This window comes from Streptomyces sp. NPDC005202 (genome assembly GCF_040608235.1).
Classification (GTDB): domain Bacteria; phylum Actinomycetota; class Actinomycetes; order Streptomycetales; family Streptomycetaceae; genus Streptomyces.
In genome coordinates this window covers 101,460-121,200 of record NZ_JBEXHW010000004.1, presented here as the reverse complement: position 1 = coordinate 121,200, position 19,741 = coordinate 101,460, and the positions used below count along the sequence as shown (strand labels likewise).

At 70.4% G+C, this 19,741-nt stretch carries 18 protein-coding genes and 1 pseudogene; 6 read left to right on the top strand and 13 right to left on the bottom strand.

Annotated elements, in window-relative coordinates; all coding sequences use genetic code 11:
- The first annotated feature begins 251 nt into the window (after nucleotides 1-251).
- Together ABZV31_RS09520 and ABZV31_RS09515 are read left to right on the top strand one after the other, a co-directional pair.
- Nucleotides 252-1,127: a hypothetical protein gene (locus tag ABZV31_RS09520; RefSeq protein ID WP_355890409.1), complete on the top strand. Its 876-nt coding sequence runs from the start codon at nucleotides 252-254 to the stop codon at nucleotides 1,125-1,127.
- Between the two features lie 370 nt (nucleotides 1,128-1,497).
- Entirely contained in the window at nucleotides 1,498-2,349 is an 852-nt protein-coding gene (locus ABZV31_RS09515; RefSeq protein ID WP_355890407.1) for a hypothetical protein, read from the top strand.
- Between the two features lie 609 nt (nucleotides 2,350-2,958).
- Here the strand turns inward: ABZV31_RS09515 and ABZV31_RS09510 are convergent.
- A complete protein-coding gene (locus ABZV31_RS09510) occupies nucleotides 2,959-3,117 on the bottom strand; it encodes a hypothetical protein (RefSeq protein WP_355890404.1) in 159 nt (52 codons plus the stop codon).
- Between the two features lie 315 nt (nucleotides 3,118-3,432).
- On the opposite strand from ABZV31_RS09510, the gene ABZV31_RS09505 reads away from it, so the two are divergent.
- Nucleotides 3,433-3,702 (top strand): hypothetical protein, encoded by a 270-nt coding sequence (locus tag ABZV31_RS09505; RefSeq protein WP_355891249.1) that lies wholly within the window; start codon nucleotides 3,433-3,435, stop codon nucleotides 3,700-3,702.
- On the opposite strand, the pseudogene ABZV31_RS09500 reads toward ABZV31_RS09505, so the two are convergent.
- The 12 genes and pseudogenes from ABZV31_RS09500 to ABZV31_RS09445 all read right to left on the bottom strand — a co-directional run.
- Nucleotides 3,674-3,790 (bottom strand): annotated as a pseudogene (locus tag ABZV31_RS09500) (YccF domain-containing protein); the annotation flags it as partial. The gene ABZV31_RS09505 and the pseudogene ABZV31_RS09500 overlap by 29 nt on opposite strands.
- Entirely contained in the window at nucleotides 3,787-4,650 is an 864-nt protein-coding gene (htpX, locus tag ABZV31_RS09495) for a zinc metalloprotease HtpX (RefSeq protein WP_355890402.1), read from the bottom strand. The pseudogene ABZV31_RS09500 and the gene htpX, both read right to left, overlap by 4 nt.
- Before the next feature lie 250 nt (nucleotides 4,651-4,900).
- Nucleotides 4,901-6,424 (bottom strand): NADH-quinone oxidoreductase subunit N, encoded by a 1,524-nt coding sequence (locus tag ABZV31_RS09490; protein WP_355890400.1) that lies wholly within the window; start codon nucleotides 6,422-6,424, stop codon nucleotides 4,901-4,903.
- Nucleotides 6,421-7,995 carry an NADH-quinone oxidoreductase subunit M gene (locus ABZV31_RS09485; RefSeq protein WP_355890398.1) on the bottom strand — a complete coding sequence of 525 codons (1,575 nt, stop codon included), beginning with the start codon at nucleotides 7,993-7,995 and terminating at the stop codon, nucleotides 6,421-6,423. The genes ABZV31_RS09490 and ABZV31_RS09485 overlap by 4 nt, the downstream gene beginning before the upstream one ends.
- Before the next feature lie 6 nt (nucleotides 7,996-8,001).
- Complete coding sequence (locus ABZV31_RS09480) at nucleotides 8,002-9,996, bottom strand: NADH-quinone oxidoreductase subunit L (protein WP_355890395.1); 1,995 nt, start codon at nucleotides 9,994-9,996, stop codon at nucleotides 8,002-8,004.
- Nucleotides 9,993-10,382, bottom strand: a complete 390-nt coding sequence (nuoK, locus tag ABZV31_RS09475) for an NADH-quinone oxidoreductase subunit NuoK (protein ID WP_355890392.1) — start codon at nucleotides 10,380-10,382, stop codon at nucleotides 9,993-9,995. Before nuoK ends, ABZV31_RS09480 begins: the two co-directional genes overlap by 4 nt.
- Complete coding sequence (locus tag ABZV31_RS09470; RefSeq protein ID WP_355890389.1) at nucleotides 10,382-11,074, bottom strand: NADH-quinone oxidoreductase subunit J; 693 nt, start codon at nucleotides 11,072-11,074, stop codon at nucleotides 10,382-10,384. Before ABZV31_RS09470 ends, nuoK begins: the two co-directional genes overlap by 1 nt.
- Nucleotides 11,071-11,631 carry an NADH-quinone oxidoreductase subunit I gene (locus ABZV31_RS09465; RefSeq protein ID WP_355890386.1) on the bottom strand — a complete coding sequence of 187 codons (561 nt, stop codon included), beginning with the start codon at nucleotides 11,629-11,631 and terminating at the stop codon, nucleotides 11,071-11,073. The genes ABZV31_RS09470 and ABZV31_RS09465 overlap by 4 nt, the downstream gene beginning before the upstream one ends.
- A gap of 2 nt (nucleotides 11,632-11,633) precedes the next feature.
- Nucleotides 11,634-12,602, bottom strand: a complete 969-nt coding sequence (locus tag ABZV31_RS09460) for a complex I subunit 1 family protein (RefSeq protein ID WP_355890384.1) — start codon at nucleotides 12,600-12,602, stop codon at nucleotides 11,634-11,636.
- Nucleotides 12,599-14,287, bottom strand: a complete 1,689-nt coding sequence (locus ABZV31_RS09455; protein ID WP_355890381.1) for an NADH-quinone oxidoreductase subunit C — start codon at nucleotides 14,285-14,287, stop codon at nucleotides 12,599-12,601. The genes ABZV31_RS09460 and ABZV31_RS09455 overlap by 4 nt, the downstream gene beginning before the upstream one ends.
- A complete protein-coding gene (locus ABZV31_RS09450; RefSeq protein ID WP_355890378.1) occupies nucleotides 14,284-14,994 on the bottom strand; it encodes an NADH-quinone oxidoreductase subunit B family protein in 711 nt (236 codons plus the stop codon). Before ABZV31_RS09450 ends, ABZV31_RS09455 begins: the two co-directional genes overlap by 4 nt.
- Complete coding sequence (locus tag ABZV31_RS09445; protein WP_355890375.1) at nucleotides 14,985-15,392, bottom strand: NADH-quinone oxidoreductase subunit A; 408 nt, start codon at nucleotides 15,390-15,392, stop codon at nucleotides 14,985-14,987. Before ABZV31_RS09445 ends, ABZV31_RS09450 begins: the two co-directional genes overlap by 10 nt.
- A gap of 338 nt (nucleotides 15,393-15,730) precedes the next feature.
- Here ABZV31_RS09445 and ABZV31_RS09440 point away from each other — a divergent pair, with 338 nt between their 5' ends.
- The 3 genes from ABZV31_RS09440 to ABZV31_RS09430 all read left to right on the top strand — a co-directional run bounded on the left by ABZV31_RS09440 (nucleotide 15,731) and on the right by ABZV31_RS09430 (nucleotide 19,580).
- Nucleotides 15,731-16,939 carry a sensor domain-containing protein gene (locus ABZV31_RS09440; RefSeq protein WP_355890372.1) on the top strand — a complete coding sequence of 403 codons (1,209 nt, stop codon included), beginning with the start codon at nucleotides 15,731-15,733 and terminating at the stop codon, nucleotides 16,937-16,939.
- A gap of 248 nt (nucleotides 16,940-17,187) precedes the next feature.
- A complete protein-coding gene (locus tag ABZV31_RS09435) occupies nucleotides 17,188-18,597 on the top strand; it encodes a sensor domain-containing protein (RefSeq protein WP_355890369.1) in 1,410 nt (469 codons plus the stop codon).
- A gap of 323 nt (nucleotides 18,598-18,920) precedes the next feature.
- Complete coding sequence (locus ABZV31_RS09430; RefSeq protein WP_355890366.1) at nucleotides 18,921-19,580, top strand: response regulator transcription factor; 660 nt, start codon at nucleotides 18,921-18,923, stop codon at nucleotides 19,578-19,580.
- Nucleotides 19,581-19,741 lie beyond the last annotated feature (161 nt).

Here is a 19,741-nt window from a genome sequence, read left to right as displayed (position 1 = left end):
GAGTCCCTTCCCTGATCGGGAAGGGGCTCGGCGGTTTTCGCAGCACCCGTGCCGAGCCAGCAGGGTGCTTCATCTGTCGGGCGACCCTCGGCCATCACCCTGTCGGGTGGATCAGCAGGATGAAGCGGGATCGAGCGCCCGCGTCGGGGACCTATGGACTCGCGGGCCAGGTCTGCGGTCCGCCACGAGGGATTCGGCAGGCCGGTGCCTCGTGAGGGGTGAGGATGGGACCTTCAATGAGCAGGGTTGCCGTGAGCAAGTTGCCGATGGTCGGCGCGATGTTCTGGGCGACCAAGATCGTGGCCACCACGCTGGGTGAGTCGGCATCGAACTTCGTCACGATGGCGCCACTGAACCTCGGCTACGCGGTCGGCGCGATGATCTTCCTACTGGCCTTCGCGCTCACTCTGGCGATGCAGCTCAAGGCCGGCCGCTTCCGCCCGGTGGTGTTCTGGTCGGTCATTCTGACGACCAGCATCGTGGGCACCTCGATGTCCGACTACATCAACCGCACGGCCGGGCTCGGCTACGCCGGCGGCTCGATTCTGCTGACCAGCCTGCTGGCAATCGTGCTGATCGGGTGGCGGATGACCGGACAGACCATGGATGTCGAGCGGATCGCCACCACTGAGGGCGAGGTCTTGTACTGGACCGCGACACTGGTGTCCAACACGCTGGGCACCTCCAGCGGCGACTTCCTTTCCGGCGGTCTGGGCCTCGGCTTCCGCGACAGCTCTCTGCTGCTGTCCGGGGCCATGCTCGTGATCCTTGCCGCGCACTATCTGACCCCGATCTCGGGCACGGTGCTGTTCTGGGCGGCCTACGTGTTGACGCGCCCACTCGGAGCGGTGGCGGAGAACGCGGTGGAAAAGCCCGTCGCACAGGGCGGACTCGGAGTAGGAACCACGATCACCTCGTCCGCGCTGCTCGCTGTCCTGGCCATTCTGGTGGGCCGGCAGATGCTCACCGGCCGTCGACAGACCCGCACGGTGGATACGCTCTCCCCGACCGACAGCCACGATCGCCAGCCTGTCGGCCCATCAACGGCAACCTTGTCGGCTGACTATGCGGGCAAACCCGCCGAGCCGCCACACACGCCGGAGGGAAGTGGTCGGGCCGATCTCTGAGCTGAGTGGGGCTGAGGCTGTCACATGAGGGCGGCGCCGGGCTTGGCCGAGATCTCTCTGGTGCCTTCGGCGCAGCCCGCTCGCCGTGAACACGGCGTGCCCGGCCGCCGTAAATCGTAGAACCGGAAGCCTTCCGGTGCCCTGACGATCCTCGGCCTCCGCCGCTTCCGGCGCGGGTGTTCGAGCTGGAGCGGCGGATGCTATGCGAGGTGCGGACGAGGCAAAGGTTGACAGGTGAAGCACCGCGGGCGCACTGACGCAAGATCCATGATGCGCACGTCCAGGATGCGTTCAGGTTGACCTTGTCAGGGTCGAACGGAGATCCCCCCACAAGCACAGGAGCACCCTTTTGACGTCGACGAAGTCTGTGATGAAGAAGCTGCCCGAGGTCACGCTGGCGTTCTGGATCATGAAGATCGCCGCGACGACCCTGGGTGAGACGGCGGGCGACCTGTTCGCCCAGACGCTCAAGTTCGGCTATTTCCTCACCACGATCGCCCTGTTCCTGATCTTCGTGGTGACGCTGGTGGTGCAGCTGCGGTCCTCTCAGTACAACCCGTTCTTCTACTGGACCGTGATCCTGTCGACCAGCACGGCCGGCACGACGATGTCTGACTTCATGAACCGCGACGCCAGCGACAAGTACCTCTCGGGCGGCGCCTCTTCGCTGGGCTGGGGCCCGCAGGGCCTCGGCCTCGGCTACCCGGAGGGAGCCGCGATCCTCGTCTCCATCCTCCTGGCGATCTTCCTCGCCTGGAGGATCAGCGGGATGACGTTCCAGATCCGCGACATCGTCACCTTCAAGGGCGAGGCCCTGTTCTGGGCGGCGATCCTCGTCTCCAACACCCTCGGTACCTCGATGGGCGACTTCCTGTCCGACAGCTCCGGACTCGGCTACCTGGGCGGTGCGGCGCTGGTGTCCAGCGTGCTGGTCGTGCTGGTCGCTCTGATGAAGGTGCCTGCCGTCCCGAACGTCCTCCTGTTCTGGATCGCCTTCGTCCTCACCCGCCCCCTCGGCGCCACCGCCGGCGACTTCCTCACCAAGCCGGTCGCCAAGGGCGGACTGGAACTCGGCACCGCGGGCTCCTCGGCCGTGCTGCTCGCGGTCCTGTTCGGCCTGATGGCCTACGCCCACATCCAGGAGCGCAAGGCCGTCACACCGAGCCTTGAGACTGTGGGCCCGGAGGCTGCAGTGGCCCGTCAGGAAGCAAGTCGCGGGTAAGCACTGGGCGGGGCGCGAATCCTCGCCCAGGGGACCGCAAGTTCATGGATACGGATTTCGCGGTCCAGTACATGAGGCTGAGATCAGGGGTGCTGCGCCGATCGGTGGCTTCTTCGTGTGAGGTAACCGCGCAGAACCGTCCACGGTGCTGAATCGGCCCAGTCTTCGGTGTGGTTCAGCCCGCAGATGGATACGGCCATACAAATCGGCCCGACCGGCAAGAAGCTGCTGCCTCTGACGGTCAAGAACGCAGGTCCGACGCCGGCTTCGAGCGGTCACACCCACTGAGGTGAGCGGGGCACTCGATCGGGTGATTGAGGCGCTGGCGGGCGCGAGCGAGGACGAGGTGACGGCTGCTCTGTCTGCGGCCGGCGTTTCGGCCCCTCGCCCGTCTGCGCCGTCGACACCCTCTCGGACACCGCTGCCGGGCCCTGAGGCTTCGCTGCGCATCGTTTCCGAGGTGGAGTGGGTCTGAGGTCCGTATCGAATTGTGCGTGACTGTGTGGCTGCGAGCCTCCTTCCCTGACCGGGAAGGGGGCTCGTCGGCGTTCGTTGGTGCGTAAGGTGTGCGACTGAGCGCCTTATTAGAAGCCGCTCTTGTGGTGGGTCCTACTGGTCTGCCTGGTAGGTTTCCCGGTCCTTGAGAAGCTCCCACGCCTTGATGTTCCAGTTCTGCGGCTCTACCACGATCGTCTTCCATACCGTGCTGGTCGTGGTGATCTGTATCCGGTGGTGCGGAAAGCTCCGGTCGATCTTGACAATCTCCACAGGCGGGAACTGATGAGACCCGCCGCTCTCCGCGAAGAAGTGGAAGCCACCCGTATATATGGGCACGGCCGTCCCGACGGCATGCCGCTCACCGATCTTGGCGTCCAGGCAAGCCGCGGAAGTCGGAGCGCCACTTAAAGGTCACGATCACGGGCCCGGTGCCCGACGATCGGCGCGGCGGCGTCCCCTGCACCGTTCGCGCCTGGTACGCCACTGCTGGCCTCGGCATCCCTGCCGCCGCACTCTCCGACGAGGAGTGGGCAAAGGTCGCTCCCCCTACTCCCTAAGGGGCGCCGGGGTACCGTTCGCCGATCCGTGGACGCCATTTTCTATAAGGCGCGTACCGGCAAGTCCTGGCCCATTGTGATCAAGGAAACCGGCGCCACCATCCAGGCTTCGAAGCACTTCAACACCTGGACGTCTGACGACACCTGGAGCCGTGTGTGCGCTGCCCTGGCGGACATGGAACAGGTCCCTCTCCCGGAGCTTCAGCTACTGCCCTCGATGGTCATCGAAGGACGGGTCGACCCGAGCGCGATGCTGAACGCAGAAGAACGATCCCGAACGGGATACCGATCACCGTGATGCACAGCAGCACGCCCGCGAGGAGGTACCCGAGGAACAGCCAGAAGCCGCTCAGGATCAGCCAGATGACGTTGAGGATTGTCTTCACTGAGGGCGACCTGCCATCCGCTCGAGTCGGGCGATGCGCTCCGCCATCGGCGGGTGCGTGGAGAACATCTTCGACAGCCCCTGACCCGGGCGGAAGGGGTTAGCGATCATCATGTGGCTCGCGGTCTCGATGCGCGGCTCCGGGGGCAGCGGAAGCTGCTTGGTGCCGATCTCCAGCTTGCGCAGCGCGCTGGCGAGGGCGAGGGGGTCGCCGGTGAGGCGGGCGCCGGACGCGTCGGCCTCGTACTCCCTGGACCGGCTGATGGCCAACTGGATGAGCGTGGCCGCGAGCGGGCCGAGGATCATGATCAGGAGCATGCCGAGGAGGCCGGGGCCGTCGTCGTCATCGGAGCGGCCGATCGGGATCAGCCAGGCGAAGTTGACCAAAAACATGATCACGGAGGCGAGGGCGCCGGCGACGGACGAGATCAGGATGTCGCGGTTGTAGACGTGGCTGAGTTCGTGGCCGATGACGCCGCGCAGCTCGCGCTCGTCCAGGCTGCGCAGGATGCCTTCCGTGCAGCACACGGCGGCGTTGCGTGGGTTGCGACCGGTCGCGAAGGCGTTCGGCGCCTCCGTCGGGGAGATGTACAGGCGGGGCATGGGCTGGCGGGCCTGGGTGGAGAGGTCGCGGACCATGCGGTACAGGGCCGGGGCCTCGAACTCGCTGACCGGTCGGGCGCGCATCGCGCGGAGTGCCAGCTTGTCGCTGTTCCAGTATGCGTACGCGTTGGTACCGAGGGCGACGAGGACCGCGACGATCAGGCCCGTGCGGCCGAAGAAGCTGCCGATGAGGATGATGAGTGCGGACAGTCCCCCGAGGAGTACTGCGGTCCTGAGCCCGTTGTGCCGGCGGTGCACGGTACGCCCTCCAAGTGGTGCGGCAGGGGAACCCTTCGCTTGCTGCTGTTCGACGCCACTGGTGCCGTGGTGTCACGTCCAGTGGACCCTTCCGTACTGGTCAACGCCAGGCGAGGGCCGCTGGTTCCCTTGTGTGCGCGACGGCGCGCGGGGCCGTCGGGGTGAGCGGGTCACCGGCCGGCACGCGCGCGTGGGGGTCGAGTGCCCCACGCGCGCGGTGCGGCGCGCGAAGTGTTCGGACGCGAGATGGTCAGAACAGACCGGTGTCCGCGAAGCGCAACACCAACTGGGGTGCGCCGGACAGGGCGATGCCGAGGACGGCCGTCAGGGTGATCGCGGCCGTGAGGGGGGCCGGGACGCGGTGCTTGACGGGCTCGCCCTCGGGCGCGCGGAACAGCAGTGCCGTCCACTGGAGGTAGTAGAACAGCGCGATGACGACGTTGACGGCCATGACGACGGCGAGCCAGCCGAGTCCGGCGTCGACGGCCGCGGAGAAGACGGTGACCTTGGCGAAGAGGCCGATGATGCCTGGCGGCAGCCCGGCGAGGCACAGCAGGAAGAACGCCAGCAGGAGGGCGGTCAGCGGGTTCGTGGCGTACAGGCCGCGGTAGTCCGTGATGCGGTTGCGGGCCCTCGTACGGCCCACGAGCGCGGCCACCGCGAAGGCGCCGAGGTTCACTGCTGCGTACATGAGGGCGTACGCGACGGTGGAGCCGATCGACTTCTGGGCGTCCTTGGAGTACCCCGCGGCGGCGATCGGTACGAGGAGGTAGCCGGCCTGGCCGACGGACGACCAGGCGAGCAGCCGTACCGCGCTGTACGCGCGCGTGGCCTGCTGGCGCAGGGCGCCGACGTTGCCGACGGTCATGGTGAGCGCGGCCAGCGCCGCGAGCGCCGGGCCCCAGACGTCGGCGTACGAAGGGAAGGCGACGACGGTGACGAGGATCAGGCCGGAGAAGCCCACCGCCTTGCCGACGACCGACAGGTAGGCGGCGATCGGCAGGGGCGCGCCGACGTAGGTGTCGGGCACCCAGAAGTGGAAGGGGACGGCGGCCGTCTTGAAGGCGAAGCCGACGAGGGTGAGGACGACGCCGGTCTGGGCGAGTGTGTGGAGCTGCCCGTCGACGTGCTGGATGCGGTCGGCGACCTGGGTGAGGTAGAGGGTGCCCGTGGAGGCGTAGACGAAGCTGATGCCCATGAGGCTGACGGCGGTCGCGGTGACCGACGACAGGAAGAACTTCAGGGCCGCTTCGGAGGACTTCCGGTCGCCGTATCGGATGCCCACGAGCGCGAAGGCGGGCAGCGAGGCGACCTCCAGGGCGACGATCAGGGTCGCCAGGTCGCGGGAGGCGGGCAGGAGCGCGGCGCCCGCGGCGGACGACAGCAGCAGGAACCAGTACTCCCCTTCGGGGAGTCCCCGGCGGGCATCCTTGAGGGCGGTGACCGACAGGAGAGCCGCGAGGAGGGCACCACCGAGGACCAGGAACTGGATGACGAGGGTGAAGCGGTCGGCCGTGTAGCTGCAGACGTCGGCGTGGCCGGTGAGGCAGAACGTGGTGCGGTCGCCGTCGAGGAGCGGCAGCAGCAGCACCGCGGAGGCGGCGAGGCCGGCGACGGAGACCCGGCCGAGGAGGGGCTTGCGCGCGTCGGACACGAAAAGGTCGGCGACCAGCACCACGAGGGCGACCACCGCGGCGACGGTGGGCGGCGCGATCGCGAGCCAGTCGACGGACTGGACCGCCGACTCCGCCAGGGGCTGGGCCAGGGCGCTCATCGGGTGCCTCCTGCGAGGAGCTGCTGCACGGCCGGGTCGGTCAGCCCGAGCAGGGCCCTCGGCCACAGCCCGGCGACGACGGTGAGGACAACGAGCGGGGTCCAGGCCGCGAACTCGAAGTTGTGGACGTCGGCGAGCTTCGGAGCCTGTTGCGGTACGGCGCCCATGCAGACGCGGCGGACCACGACGAGCATGTACGCGGCTGTCAGCAGGGTGCCGAACGCGCCGATCGCCATGAAGGTGAGGAAGGCGGGACGGCTGAGGTCGGCGGCGGGCTTGAACGCGCCGAACAGCGCCAACATCTCGCCCCAGAACCCGGCCAGGCCCGGCAGCCCGAGCGAGGCGACCGCGCCGAAGGCGAGCAGGCCGCCGAGGCGCGGGGCCTTGCCGTACAGCGCGGCGCCGGTCCCCTCGGCAAGGGTGTCGAGGTCGGTGGTGCCGGTGCGTTCCTTCAGCGCGCCGACCAGGAAGAAGAGCAGGCCGGTGATCAGGCCGTGGGCGATGTTGGCGAACAGCGCGCCGTTCACGCCGGTCGGGGTCATGGTGGCAATGCCGAGCAGGACGAAGCCCATGTGGCCGACGGAGGAGTAGGCGATGAGCCGCTTGAGGTCGCCCTTGGCGCCCTGCTTGGCGAGGGCGAGGCAGGCCAGGGATCCGTAGATGATCCCGACGACGGCGAAGGCGGCGAGGTAGGGGGCGAAGGTGTGGAAGCCGTGGGGAGTGATGGGGAGCAGAATCCGGACGAACCCGTACGTACCCATCTTCAGCAGTACGCCGGCCAGCAGGACCGAACCGACGGTCGGCGCGGCGGTGTGGGCGTCCGGCAGCCAGCTGTGCAGCGGCCACATCGGCGACTTGACCGCGAGTCCGATTCCGATCGCCAGAACCGCGATGACCTGCACGGATGCGGTCAGCGACCGGCCGTTGTCAGTGGCGAGTGCCACCATGTCGAACGTGCCCGCCTTGATTCCGATCAGGAGCAGGCCGAGCAGCATGACGACCGAACCGAGCACCGTGTAGAGGATGAACCGCCAGGCAGCGGCCTGACGGCCCTCGCCGCCCCAGCGGGCGATGAGGAAGTACATCGGGATGAGCACCATCTCGAACGCCAGGAAGAACAGCAGCAGATCGAGGACGGCGAAGGTCGCGAGAGTGCCGGACTCGAGGACGAGCAGCAGCGCGACGAAGGCCTTCGGGGTCGGGCCCGCAGGCATCTTGAAGTAGGAGTACAGCGCGCAGAGAAAGGTCAGCAGCGCGGTCAGGACGACGAGGGGGAGGGAGATGCCGTCGATGCCGAGGTGGATGCGCACATGGAGTGCGGGGATCCAGCTGATGTCGGTCGTGGCCTGCATCTTCGACGGATGGTCGTGGTCGAAGCCGAGCGCCAGGACGATCGCGGCGATGAGGACCGCGCCGGTGACGGTGACGCCGTGCCGGAGCACGGCCTGCTCGGGCGACTTCCCCTTCAGCCCGGGCGGGGCCGGCAGGAGGGCGGCGAGCGCGCCGAGGAGCGGGCCGACGACGACGAATGCCAGAAGGAACTGCATCACGGACTCGTTGATATCGATCACGCCTGCTCACGCTCCCGTGGCGACGAGGACGGCGGCGACCGCGAGGAGGACGGTGCCGGCGAGCAGCGCGCTCACATAGGTCTGCACATTGCCGGTCTGGGCACGCCGTACGGCGGCCCCGAGCAGGCGGGGTAGGGCGCCGGCGCCGCGTACGTAGGTTTCGACGACCTCGCGGTCGAGGAACCGGACGAGGCTCGCTCCGGCCAGGACCGGGTGGACGAAGAGAGCCGCGTACACGGCGTCGAGGTGGAAGCCGACGGCCGCGTGGCGGTGCAGCGGGCCGAGCAGCAGCCGTCCCGGGTCCGCGGGGTCGGGCGCGTAGGCGATGTCTCCGTACGCGGGCTTGTGGCTGGCGATGGCCTCGGCCTCGACCAGTCCGGCGTCGGCCTGGGGGTGGGCCGCGACCGCACCCAGCGGGACGCGGGCCGCGAGCGCGGTGGTGTGCCGCCAGGCGCCATAGGCGACGATGCCGCCGGCCAGGGCCAGGCCCGTGCCGAGCACGGAGGTGGTGAGGGCCGGGGTGAGGTCGCGGCCGTCGAACCAGTCGGGCAGCACGCGGTAGGCGAGCCCACCGAGGGCGAGGGACGGCACGGTGAGCACCCACAGCACGGCGTTCATCACCACGGGCTGCTTCCCGTGGTCCGGGGCCTCGGCGCCCCGGCCGTGGAAGGCCAGCAACCACAGGCGCATCGCGTACGCGGCGGTGAGCAGGGCCGTGAGGAGACCTGAGACGAGGACGATCCAGCCCGCCGAACCGGGGGCATGGTCGGTCTGGCCGGTGGCGACGTGCTCGGCGGCGCCGAGGACGGACTCCTTGGAGAAGAAGCCGCTGAACGGCGGGATCGCGGCGAGCGCGAGGAGCGCCACGGTCATCGTCCAGTAGGCGTCGGGGACGCGGTCGCGCAGTTTGCTCATGCGGGACATGGCGGCCAGCGAGTTCGTGCCGGCGGCGTGGATGATCACGCCGGCCGCGAGGAACAGCAGCGCCTTGAAGGCGCCGTGGGACAGGAGGTGGAAGACGGCGGCACCGCGGTCGCCGACCGCAAGGGCCCCGGTCATGTAGCCGAGCTGGCCGATCGTCGAGTAGGCGAGGACGCGCTTGATGTCGTCCTGGGCGAGCGCGGCGAGCGCCGACCCGGCCATCGTCACGGCGGCCATGACGGCGAGGACGATCATCGCGGCAGAGGAGGCCTGGAAGACGGGGAGGAGACGGGCGATGAAGTAGACACCGGCGGCGACCATCGTCGCGGCGTGGATCAGCGCGGAAACGGGGGTCGGGCCGGCCATCGCGTCGGGCAGCCAGGTGTGCAGCGGGAACTGCGCCGACTTGCCCGCCACGCCCGCGAGGAGCAGCAGGGCGATCACCGTCGGGTGGTGCAGGCCGCCGCTCGCGACCGTGCCGAGGACGTTGGTGATGCGGAAGGACCCGGCGTCGGTGGCGAGCGCGAACAGGCCGATCAGGAAGGGCACGTCGCCGAGCTTGGTGACCAGGAAGGCCTTGATGGAGGCGGCGCGGGCCTCCGGGGTCTCCCAGTAGTGGCCGACCAGGAAGTACGAGCAGATGCCCATGACTTCCCAGCCGACCAGCAGCACGATCAGGTCGCCCGAGTAGACGACGAGGAGCATGGCGGAGGTGAACAGGGAGACGAGAGCGGCGTACGAGGGGTAGCGCGGGTCGTCGCGCAGGTAGCCCGTCGAGTAGATCTGCACGCAGGTGGCGACGACGCCGACCAGGACGGCGACGAGCGCGGCGAAGCCGTCGATGTGCAGGGCGAGTTCGATGGGGACCGAGCCGGTGGGCGTGAGCTCGGTCGCGGCGTCGACGGCCCGGTCGCCGCCCTGGCGCGCGGCGACCAGCACGGCCAGCACGAGGGACGCGAGGGCCGGCAGGACGGCGAGCGGGCGGACGAATCCGGGGGCCGTTCGGCCGAGCAGCAGGCCGGCCGCGGCACCCAGGAACGGAAGGAGGGGGACGAGGACGGCGAGGGTGGTCGTGGTCACGCGGTGGCCTCAGCCTTCTCAGCGGCCTGCGCGGTTGCGGGGGCGTCGCTGTCGGGGCCGTCGTCGCGGCCTTCGGCGGCATCGCGGAGGCGGTCGATGTCCGAGGTGCCGCGGTTGCGGTAGACGGCGAGGACGATCGCCAGGCCGATGCCGATCTCGGCGGCGGCGATGGCGATGGTGAACAGGGTCAGGGCCTGGCCGGAGTGCAGGGGTTCGGCGGCGGCCTTGCTGAGCCAGACGTCGAAGGCGACCAGGTTGAGGTTGACGGCGTTGAGCATCAACTCGACCGACATCAGGACCAGGATCGCGTTGCGGCGGGCGAGGACGCCGTACAGGCCCGTGCAGAACAGGAGGGCGGAGAGCACGGCGGGATAGGCGAGGTGCATCAGCGGACACCTTCCTTGGCGCCGCGGGCGCCGGGCGCCTCTTCGTTCGGCGTGCCCGGATCGGTGGGGGCGGCCGGTGCGGCCTGGGCGCTCGCGGTGGCGGCGGCCGCGTCCGCCTTCGCCTTGCGGGACAGGACGATCGCACCGACCAGGGCGGCGAGGAGGAGGACGGAGAGGGCCTCGAAGGGCAGGACCCAGTTCTGGAAGAGGCTCGCGCCGGTGACCTTGGTGGAGCCGGCGGCGGCGCCGTCCAGGTCGATCCAGGTCGTGCGGAAGGCGTCGGCGACCACCCAGACCAGGGCGGCAGCGGCGGCGACGGCCACGGTGAGGGCGGCCCGGCGGTTGCCGGAGTCGGCGTCCGGGGAGCGGCCGATGGGGGCCTTGGTGAGCATCAGACCGAACAGGAGGAGGACGACGACGGAACCGACGTAGATGAGGACCTGCACCCAGGCGATGAACTCGGCGGTGAGCAGCAGGTACTCGACGGCGAGGCTGCCGAGGGTCACCACCAGCCACAGGGCGGCGTGCACCAGTTGCCGGGTGGTGACGGTGACGAGCGCGGCGCCGAAGGTGACCAGGCCGACGAGAAGGAAGGCGATCTCGACACCGGTCGGGGAGAGAAAACCGTGCGGTTCGGCGGCGGTCGTGATCGTGGTGGCATGCGCCGCCGCGGCGGCTGCGGCGAGGGTCACGACTCTCCTCCCTGCGGCTCGGTCGGCTCGGCCTGCGCCGCCGCCAGCTTCTCGGCGGTCTTGCGGGCGGCCGCGATCTCCTTGGGTTCCTCCGCGCCGGGGTCGAGGGCGGGCGGGGCGGGGACGGTCCACATCCACTCGCGGAGTTTGTCGCGCTCGTGGGTGAGGTCGCGGATGTCGGTCTCGGCGTACTCGAACTCCGGGGACCAGAACAGGGCGTCGAAAGGACAGACCTCGATGCAGATACCGCAGTACATGCAAAGGGAGAAGTCGATGGCGAAGCGGTCGAGGACGTTGCGGCTGCGTTCGCGGCCGCCGGGGGTCGCCGCCGGGATCGTCTCCTTGTGGGAGTCGATGTAGATGCACCAGTCCGGGCACTCGCGGGCGCACAGCATGCAGACCGTGCAGTTCTCCTCGAACAGGCCGATCACGCCGCGGGTGCGGGGCGGGAGGTCGGGCTGGGTGTCCGGGTACTGCTCGGTGACGGTCTTCTTCGTCATCGTGCGGAGGGTGACGGCCAGGCCCTTGGCGAGGCCGGAGCCGGGGATGGGGGCCATAGCTACTGGATCACCACCTTGACGATGCCGGTGAGGGCGATCTGGGCGAGGGAGAGGGGGACGAGGAGGGTCCAGGAGAGCTTCTGGAGCTGGTCCTCGCGCAGGCGGGGATAGGTGACGCGCAGCCAGATGACGACGAAGGCGAGGACGGCCGCCTTCAGGAGGGTCCAGACCCAGCCGAGGCCGTCGGCGCCCCACGGGCCGTGCCAGCCGCCCAGGAAGAGGACGGTGGTCAGGCCGCACAGGACGATGATTCCGGCGTACTCGGCAAGGAGGAACAGGGCGAAGCGCAGGCCGGTGTACTCGGTGTACGCACCGAAGATGATCTCCGAATCGGCGACGGGCATGTCGAACGGCGGGCGCTGCAGCTCGGCGAGGCCGGCGACGAAGAAGACGATCGCGCCGACGATCTGCCAGGGCAGCCACCACCAGTGGAAGGCGTCGAGGATGCCGGGAAGGGAGACCGTGCCGGCCGCCATCGCCACGGAGGCGGCGGCGAGCAGCATCGGGAGTTCATAGGCGAGCAGCTGGGCGGCGGTGCGCAGGCCGCCGAGGAGGGAGAACTTGTTGGCGGAGGCCCAGCCGGCCATGAGGGAGCCGAGGACGCCGACGCCCATCACCGCGAGCACGAAGAAGACGCCCGCATCCAGGACCTGTCCGACGGCACCCTCGCCGGGGCCGATCGGGATGGCGAGCAGGACCAGAAGGTACGGGAGCAGGGCCACGGCGGGGGCGAGCTGGAAGATACGGCGGTCCGCGCCCGCCGGGACCACGTCCTCCTTCTGCGCGAACTTCACGCCGTCCGCGACAAGCTGGGCCCACCCGTGGAAGCCGCCGGCGTACATCGGGCCGAGGCGGCCCTGCATGTGGGCCATCACCTTGTGCTCGGTCTGACCGACGATCAGGGGGAAGGTGAGGAAGACGACGAAGACGATCAGGAGTCGCAGGGCGACGTCGACCGCGTCGTTCACTGCGGGCCTCCTTCGTGGTCGTCGTGGGTCGGGGGTTCGTCCTGGTCGCCGGTGGGCTTGTCCGTCGCATCGGCGGTGGAGGTGGCGGGCCGATCGCCGGCCGGATCGCCGGCCGGGGGTTCGGTCCGGTTGTCCCGGTCGTCGGCCGGGGCGGTACCGGGTTCGGACGCGCCGGTGGCGGGCGTGCCTGTGCCGGTTCCGGGCTCGGCGGCGCCGGTGGCAGACGTGACCGGGCCGGATCCGGGCTCGGCGGTGCCGGTGTCGCTCGGACGTGTGTCGGCTTGCGCGGCGGTCGGCGGCTGGGCGGCGGGCTCGGCTGCCGCCGCGGCCTGCGGCGTCCGCCTCGGCTCCGGTTCGAGCTCGTCGAACGCCGGGCGGGCGCGGTGCCAGGGGGCGTCCGAGCTGCGCGGGGCTGCGGGTGGTGTGGGCGGCTTGGCAGCCGCCGCCTGCGCCCGCTGGGAGGCCGAGCCCTCGCTCGCGCTGCGCGCGCGACGTGGCCCGGTCGTACCGGCGGCGCCCGCCCGCTGCGACGCCGAACCCTCGGACGCGCTGCGCGCGCGACGCGGCCCGGTCGGTGCCCCGGAGGTCGCCCCCTCGGCCGAAGTGGCCGCGCCCTCGGCGGCCGGGGTCTCCGCAGCCGCCCTTTCAGCCGCTCCCTCGGCTTCAGCCGCTCCCTCGGCCGGAGTGACCGGCTCGGGGGCCACCGAGGCCTCCGGCCCTTCCACCGCCGGGGTTTCTGTCGCAGCGCCCTCGGCCGCGGCCTGCTTCTCGGCCGCGGCCTGCTTCTCGGTCGCCGCGTCCTCGGTCGCGGCCGGGGTTTCCGTTCCCGCGCCCTCGGCGCGCGCCGCGGTCTGGCTCACCGAGCCCTCGCTCGCGCTGCGCATCCGGCGCGGCCTGGCCGCAGCTCCCGCGCCCGCCGCCTCCGCCGAGGGCGACGCCGGGCTCGCCGGGGCCTCCCCAGCCCCCGCGGCCCCCGTGGCCCCCGTGGCTGTCTTCGGCCTCGCCGCCGTGGTCGCCTGGCTGGCCGAGCCTTCCGCCGCCGTACGCGTACGACGCACCGGACGCTCGCCCGCCGCACGCCCCGCGCCGCGGGCGGGACGGGCGGGGGCAGGCGGAAGCTGGCCCTTCAAAGGACCCCACTCGTTGGGGTCGGGCACCCCCGGGGGCAGCATCTGGCGGCGCCTCGGGCCGCCGTGGTCCGACTCGCCGGGTTCCTTCGCTCCCGGCCAGCCCTTGGCGACGCGCGCAGCCAGCACGAAGTCCTTGCGGAGCGGGTGGCCCTCGAAGGTCTCCGGGAGGAGGAGGTGGTCCAGGGCCGGGTGGCCTTCGAAGACGACGCCGAACATCTCGTGCGTCTCGCGCTCGTGCCAGGCCGCGCCCGCGTACACGTCCACGGCGGTGGGCAGGATCGGCGCCTCGTGCGGGACCGTCGTCCGCAGGAGCAGCCGCCGCACCGGGGAGAGGGCGACGACGTGCGCCGAGACGCGGAAGCCCGTGCCCGGTTCGTCGACCGCGCTCAGCCAGTCGAAGTACGTACAGCCCAGCCCGTCGCGGGCGGTCCGCAGCGCGGAGACCCAGGCCGACGGCGGTACGTCCACCGTCAGGATCTCGTACGACTCCTCCGCGGTGGCCTCCGTACCGAACAGTTCCTCGGCGGGTGCAGGCAGCCAGCCCACGGCGGTCATCGCCCCTCCTCCGAGGTCGATCCCGAGGCCGATCCCAAGCCCGAGTCGCCCGAGTGGGAGGCCGGCGGCCTCACCAGCCCGCTCTGCAGCGCCGACGCCGAAGGACGCGCCGCGCCGGAGCCGTACCGCTCCCCCAGCGACTCCCGCGCGATCTTCTCCTGGAGCTTGAGAATCCCCTGGAGCAGCGCCTCGGGGCGGGGCGGGCAGCCGGGGACGTAGACGTCCACCGGGATGATCTGGTCGACGCCCTTGGTGACGGAGTACGAGTCCCAATACGGGCCGCCGCAGTTGGAGCAGGCGCCGAAGGAGATGACGTACTTCGGCTCGGGCATCTGTTCGTACAGGCGCTTCACCGCGGGAGCCATCTTGTCCGTCACCGTCCCGGACACGACCATCAGGTCGGCCTGGCGCGGGCCCGGTGCGAACGGGATCACGCCGAGGCGGATGAAGTCGTGACGGGCCATCGACGCGGCGATGAACTCGATCGCGCAGCAGGCGAGGCCGAAGTTGAAGACCCAGAGCGAGTAGCGGCGGCCCCAGTTCAGGACGACCTTCATCGGCTCGGGGGCGAGGCGCGCGAGTGCGCCGAGCCGCTTCGGCTCAGAAAGCAGCACCGGACCAGAGCTCCCGGAGGTCCCGGAGATCCCGGAGATCCTGGAGGCCCCAGGGTTCCCAGAGGTCTCAGCGGTCGAGGGGTTCACGTCCATGCCAGGACGCCCTTCTTGTATGCGTACAGCAGGCCCACGGCCAGGAAGCCGAGGAAGATGAACATCTCCACGAGCGTCGTTGCGCCGTAGCCGGGGGCGGCGAAGACCGTCGCCCAGGGGAACAGGAAGATCGAGTCGACGGCGAAGATCACGTACAGGAACGCGTAGACGTAGTAGCGGACCTGGGTGTGGGCCCAGCCCTCGCCGACGGGGTCGACGCCGCACTCGTACGTCATAAGTTTCTCGGGGGTGGGCACGACCGGGCGCAGCAGGCGGCCCGCGCCGAAGGCGACGGCGACGAAGAGCACGCCCACGACGGCGAGCAGTCCGACGACCGAATAGGACTGGAAGTAGTCCGCCGCGACGACGACAGTCGACCCCCGCAACGTCTCCCGCACCGTCCGTCCCTCGCTCCCTCTGACCTCTGACCTCTGGCTTCTGGCCTTTGGCCTCTGACTCTGGCCCGTAGCCCGTAGCCCGTAGCCCGTGGCCCGTGGCCCGTGGCCTGTGGCCTGTGGCCTGTGGCCTGTGGCCTGTGGCCTGTGGCCTGTGGCCTGTGGCCTGTGACCTTCGTGAATCCTGTGTTCGACGATCTGTACGCACGGGAGTCTAGGCCCTGATAAAGAGACGGTAAGCAGCCCGTCACCTCTTGAGATGCGGGGGTGGGGTTTTCCCCCGGTGACCAGGGCGGCCGACCTCATGGCGCCGCAGCACGCTGCGCGGCACGCTAGCCCACATGACCGCACGCATCTCCTCCGCCGACCCGGCGGCGGCCGGCACCGAGGACCACCTGCCCCCGGCTCGTCTCGCCTACGACCTGCCCACCTGGAAGGAGATCACGCATCTCCTGGCGAACCTGCCCGTGTCGCTGTTCGGTTTCACCTATGTGGTGTCGGTGCTGTTCACCGGCGCCACGCTGACGCTCACCGTGGTCGGCTTCCCCCTGCTCGCGGCCGGGCTGATGGGCGCTCGGCAGCTGGGCAGGCTGGAACGGGCCCGGGCCCGGGCGCTGCTCGGGGTGCGGATCGACGAGCCGAGCCCGCTGCTGCTGCACCGGACGAAGGGACTGTTCAACCAGCTGTGGCTGGCACTGAAGGACCCGGTGGGCTGGCGTACGGTTCTGTACGACTTCATACGGTTGCCCTGGGGCATCCTCACCTTCACCGTCACCCTGACCTCGCTGTTCGTGCTGTGGCCGGTGCTGCCGTTCATCGCGCGGGGCCTGGCGAACGTGGACCGGGCGATGGTGCGTGCGCTGCTGTCGCCCTCCGACGAGCTGGAGCGGCGGATCGCCGAGCTGGAGTCGGACCGGGGGGTCGTGGTCGACACGGCGGCCGCCGACCTGCGACGCATCGAACGGGACCTGCACGACGGGGCACAGGCTCGGCTGGTCAACCTGGTCATGGGGCTCGGCCTGGCCAAGGAGAAGCTGCTCGAGGGTCAGGGCGACGAACATGTCGCGGCGATGGTCGAGGAGGCGCACGGCGAGGTGAAACTGGCGCTGCAGGAGCTGCGCGACCTGGCCCGCGGTATCCATCCCGCCGTCCTGACGGACCGCGGCCTGGACGCGGCCCTGTCGGCGGTCGCCTCCCGCTGCACCGTCCCGGTGAAGGTGACGGCCGACCTGGACGCGCGCCCGGCCGCGGCCATCGAGGGCATCGCCTACTTCACCGTCTCCGAGCTGCTGCAGAACATCAGCAAGCACAGCGGGGCGAAGTCCGCCTCCGTGGACGTCTGGCGGGCCGACGACCGCCTCCTCATCCAGGTGTGGGACGACGGCCGCGGCGGCGCGCGCCTCGACGGCGGCACGGGCATGCGGGGCCTGGCCGAGCGGCTGAACGCCGTCGACGGCCTGTTCGTCGTCGAGTCGCCGCCCGGCGGCCCGACGACTGTGACGGCGGAGCTGCCCTGGCGGAACCGGACGGACACCCCCAACAAGGGGTAGGGAAAACCCCCCGTCCAAGACGCCGACGGACTCCATGGTCCCGTGACCTGCGGCCCAGCAGGGTGGAGGTACGGCGGAACAGCCGCCCGACGGCAGAACAGCCGCTCGACGGCGAGACAAGAACGGCGGAGCAGCCGCCGAGCAGCGGAGCAGCCGCCGAACAGCGGAGCAGCCGCCGAACAGCGGAGCAGCCGCCGAACGGCGAGACAGGCCGCAGGAAGCAGGACGAGGGGAACGGGACGGCGCCGATGGCCACCGAGTACGGACAGGGGTACGGGCCCTACAGCGGGGCCGGATTCCGCGAGGCGGGCGCGGGCCCCGACGCGGGCACCGGCGCGAGCACCGGCAGGGGCACCGGCGCGGGCACCGGCAGGGGGCGGCACAGGCTGCCCGCCGGGTTGCGAGCGCCGTTCGAGGCGCGCAGCTGGCGCGAGTTCGGCTATGTGCTGCTGAGCCTGCCGATCGGCATCGTGCTGTTCACGTACGCCGTCACGATGGTGTCGCTGGGCGCCGGCCTGCTGGTGACGTTCCTCGGCATCCCGGTGCTGGCGGCGGCGCTGGCGGGCAGCCGCGGGTTCGGTGCGCTGGAGCGGGCGCGGGCGCGCGGGCTGCTCGGTCTTCAGGTGGCCGAACCGCAGCCGTTGCGGATGAAGCGCCAGGGCGCGCTGGCCTGGATGGTGGCCGTGCTGAAGAGCGGCACCTCGTGGCGGGCCCTGCTCTACGCGGTGCTGCAGTTCCCGTGGTCGGTGTTCTCCTTCACGGTCGCCGTGAACGTCTGGGCGCTGGGCTGGGCGTTGCTGACATACCCGCTGTGGTTCTGGGTTTTCCCGATGTACGCCGGTCAGGGCGGCCTCCAGCTCTACGGCGACGAGCACCACCGGATCTTCCTCGACAACCCCTTCGAGATCACGGTGACCGCGCTGGTCGGGCTGCTGTTCACGCTGGCCACACCGTGGATCGTGCGGGCGCTGACGATGGTGGACCGGCTGCTGGTGCACGGGCTGCTCGGGCCGTCGCGGCTGTCGGCGCGGGTGGTGGAGCTGGAGTCGGACCGGGGGGTCGTGGTCGACACGGCGGCCGCCGACCTGCGGCGCATCGAACGGGACCTGCACGACGGGGCACAGGCCCGGCTGGTCAACCTGGCCATGGGACTCGGTCTGGCCAAGGAGAAGCTGGCGGAGGATCCGCAGGCGGCGGCGCGGATGGTGGACGAGGCGCACGGCGAGGTGAAGACGGCGCTGCAGGAGCTGCGGGACCTGGCGCGCGGGATCCATCCGGCGGTGCTGACGGACCGCGGCCTGGACGCCGCGCTGTCGGCGGTCGCCTCGCGCTGCACCGTGCCGGTGCAGGTGGAGGTGGACCTGGCGGAGCGGCCGGCGCCGGCGATCGAGAGGATCGCGTACTTCACGGTGTCCGAGCTGCTGCAGAACGTCAGCAAGCACAGCGGGGCGAGGTTCGCCTCCGTGGATGTGTGGCGGACGGACGACCGGCTGATGCTGCAGGTCGTGGATGACGGGGCGGGGGGTGCCGACGTGTCCAACGGGTCGGGGCTGGCGGGGCTGGCCGAGCGGCTGGACGCGGTGGACGGGGTCCTGGTGGTCGACTCCCCGGAGGGCGGGCCCACGCGGGTGACGGCGGAGCTGCCCTGGCGAGGGTGAGTGTGAGCTTGGCCGCCGCCGGGCGCCGAAACTGGTGCCCGGCGCTGAAGGGTGCCGTCGGCCGTTCCGGCAGTCCAGTGGGCCCACCACTCCCCCCCCCCGTGATCGCCAACAAAGGTGACCGCCAACAAGGGTGATCGCAGGCCGAAGTGGTGACAGGCCGAAGCAGTGACAGGCCGAAGCAGTGACAGGCCGGAGCGGCCAATGCCCCCTCATTCCCGGAGCCCGGGCCCATCGAAGTCCGAATGCTGGGATGCTGGACTTTGCCGTATGGGACGGCCGTGGAGTGAGGCTGTGGGGGGCCGAGGAACGTGGAGGACAGGGTGCGGGTGGTCATCGCCGAGGACTCAGTGCTGCTCAGGGAGGGCCTGACCCGGCTGCTGACCGACCGCGGACACGAGGTCGTGGCCGGTGTCGGCGACGCCGACGCGCTGATCAAGACCATCACCGAGTTGCACGAGCAGGGGACGTTGCCGGACGTCGTCGTGGCCGACGTACGGATGCCGCCGACGCACACCGACGAGGGGGTGCGGGCCGCGGTACAGCTGCGCAAGGCGCATCCCGGCCTCGGCGTGCTCGTGCTGTCGCAGTACGTGGAGGAGCGTTACGCCACGGAACTGCTGGCCGGTTCCAGTCGCGGAGTCGGCTACCTGCTCAAGGACCGCGTGGCCGAGGTGCGGGAGTTCGTGGACGCGGTGGCGCGGGTGGCCCAGGGGGGCACCGCCCTCGACCCGGAGGTGGTCGCGCAGCTGCTCGGGCGCAGCCGCAAACAGGACGTGCTCGCGGGGCTCACGCCGCGGGAGCGGGAGGTCCTGGGACTCATGGCCGAGGGGCGCACGAACTCCGCGATCGCCCGGCAACTGGTGGTGAGCGACGGCGCGGTCGAGAAGCACGTCAGCAACATCTTCCTGAAGCTCGGCCTGTCGCCGAGCGACGGGGATCACCGGCGTGTTCTGGCCGTGCTCACCTATCTGAACTCCTGATGGCCCGAAACTGAGTCAGGTGCGGGGACCAGCGGGCCACGCGTGCAGGAACGAACGGAGATCCAGCGGGCCACGCGTACGAATGGAGATCCAGCGGGCCACGCGTGCAAGGACGGACAGAGAGGAGCGGCCCCAGAACCAGACAGAGGCGGGCCCAGAAC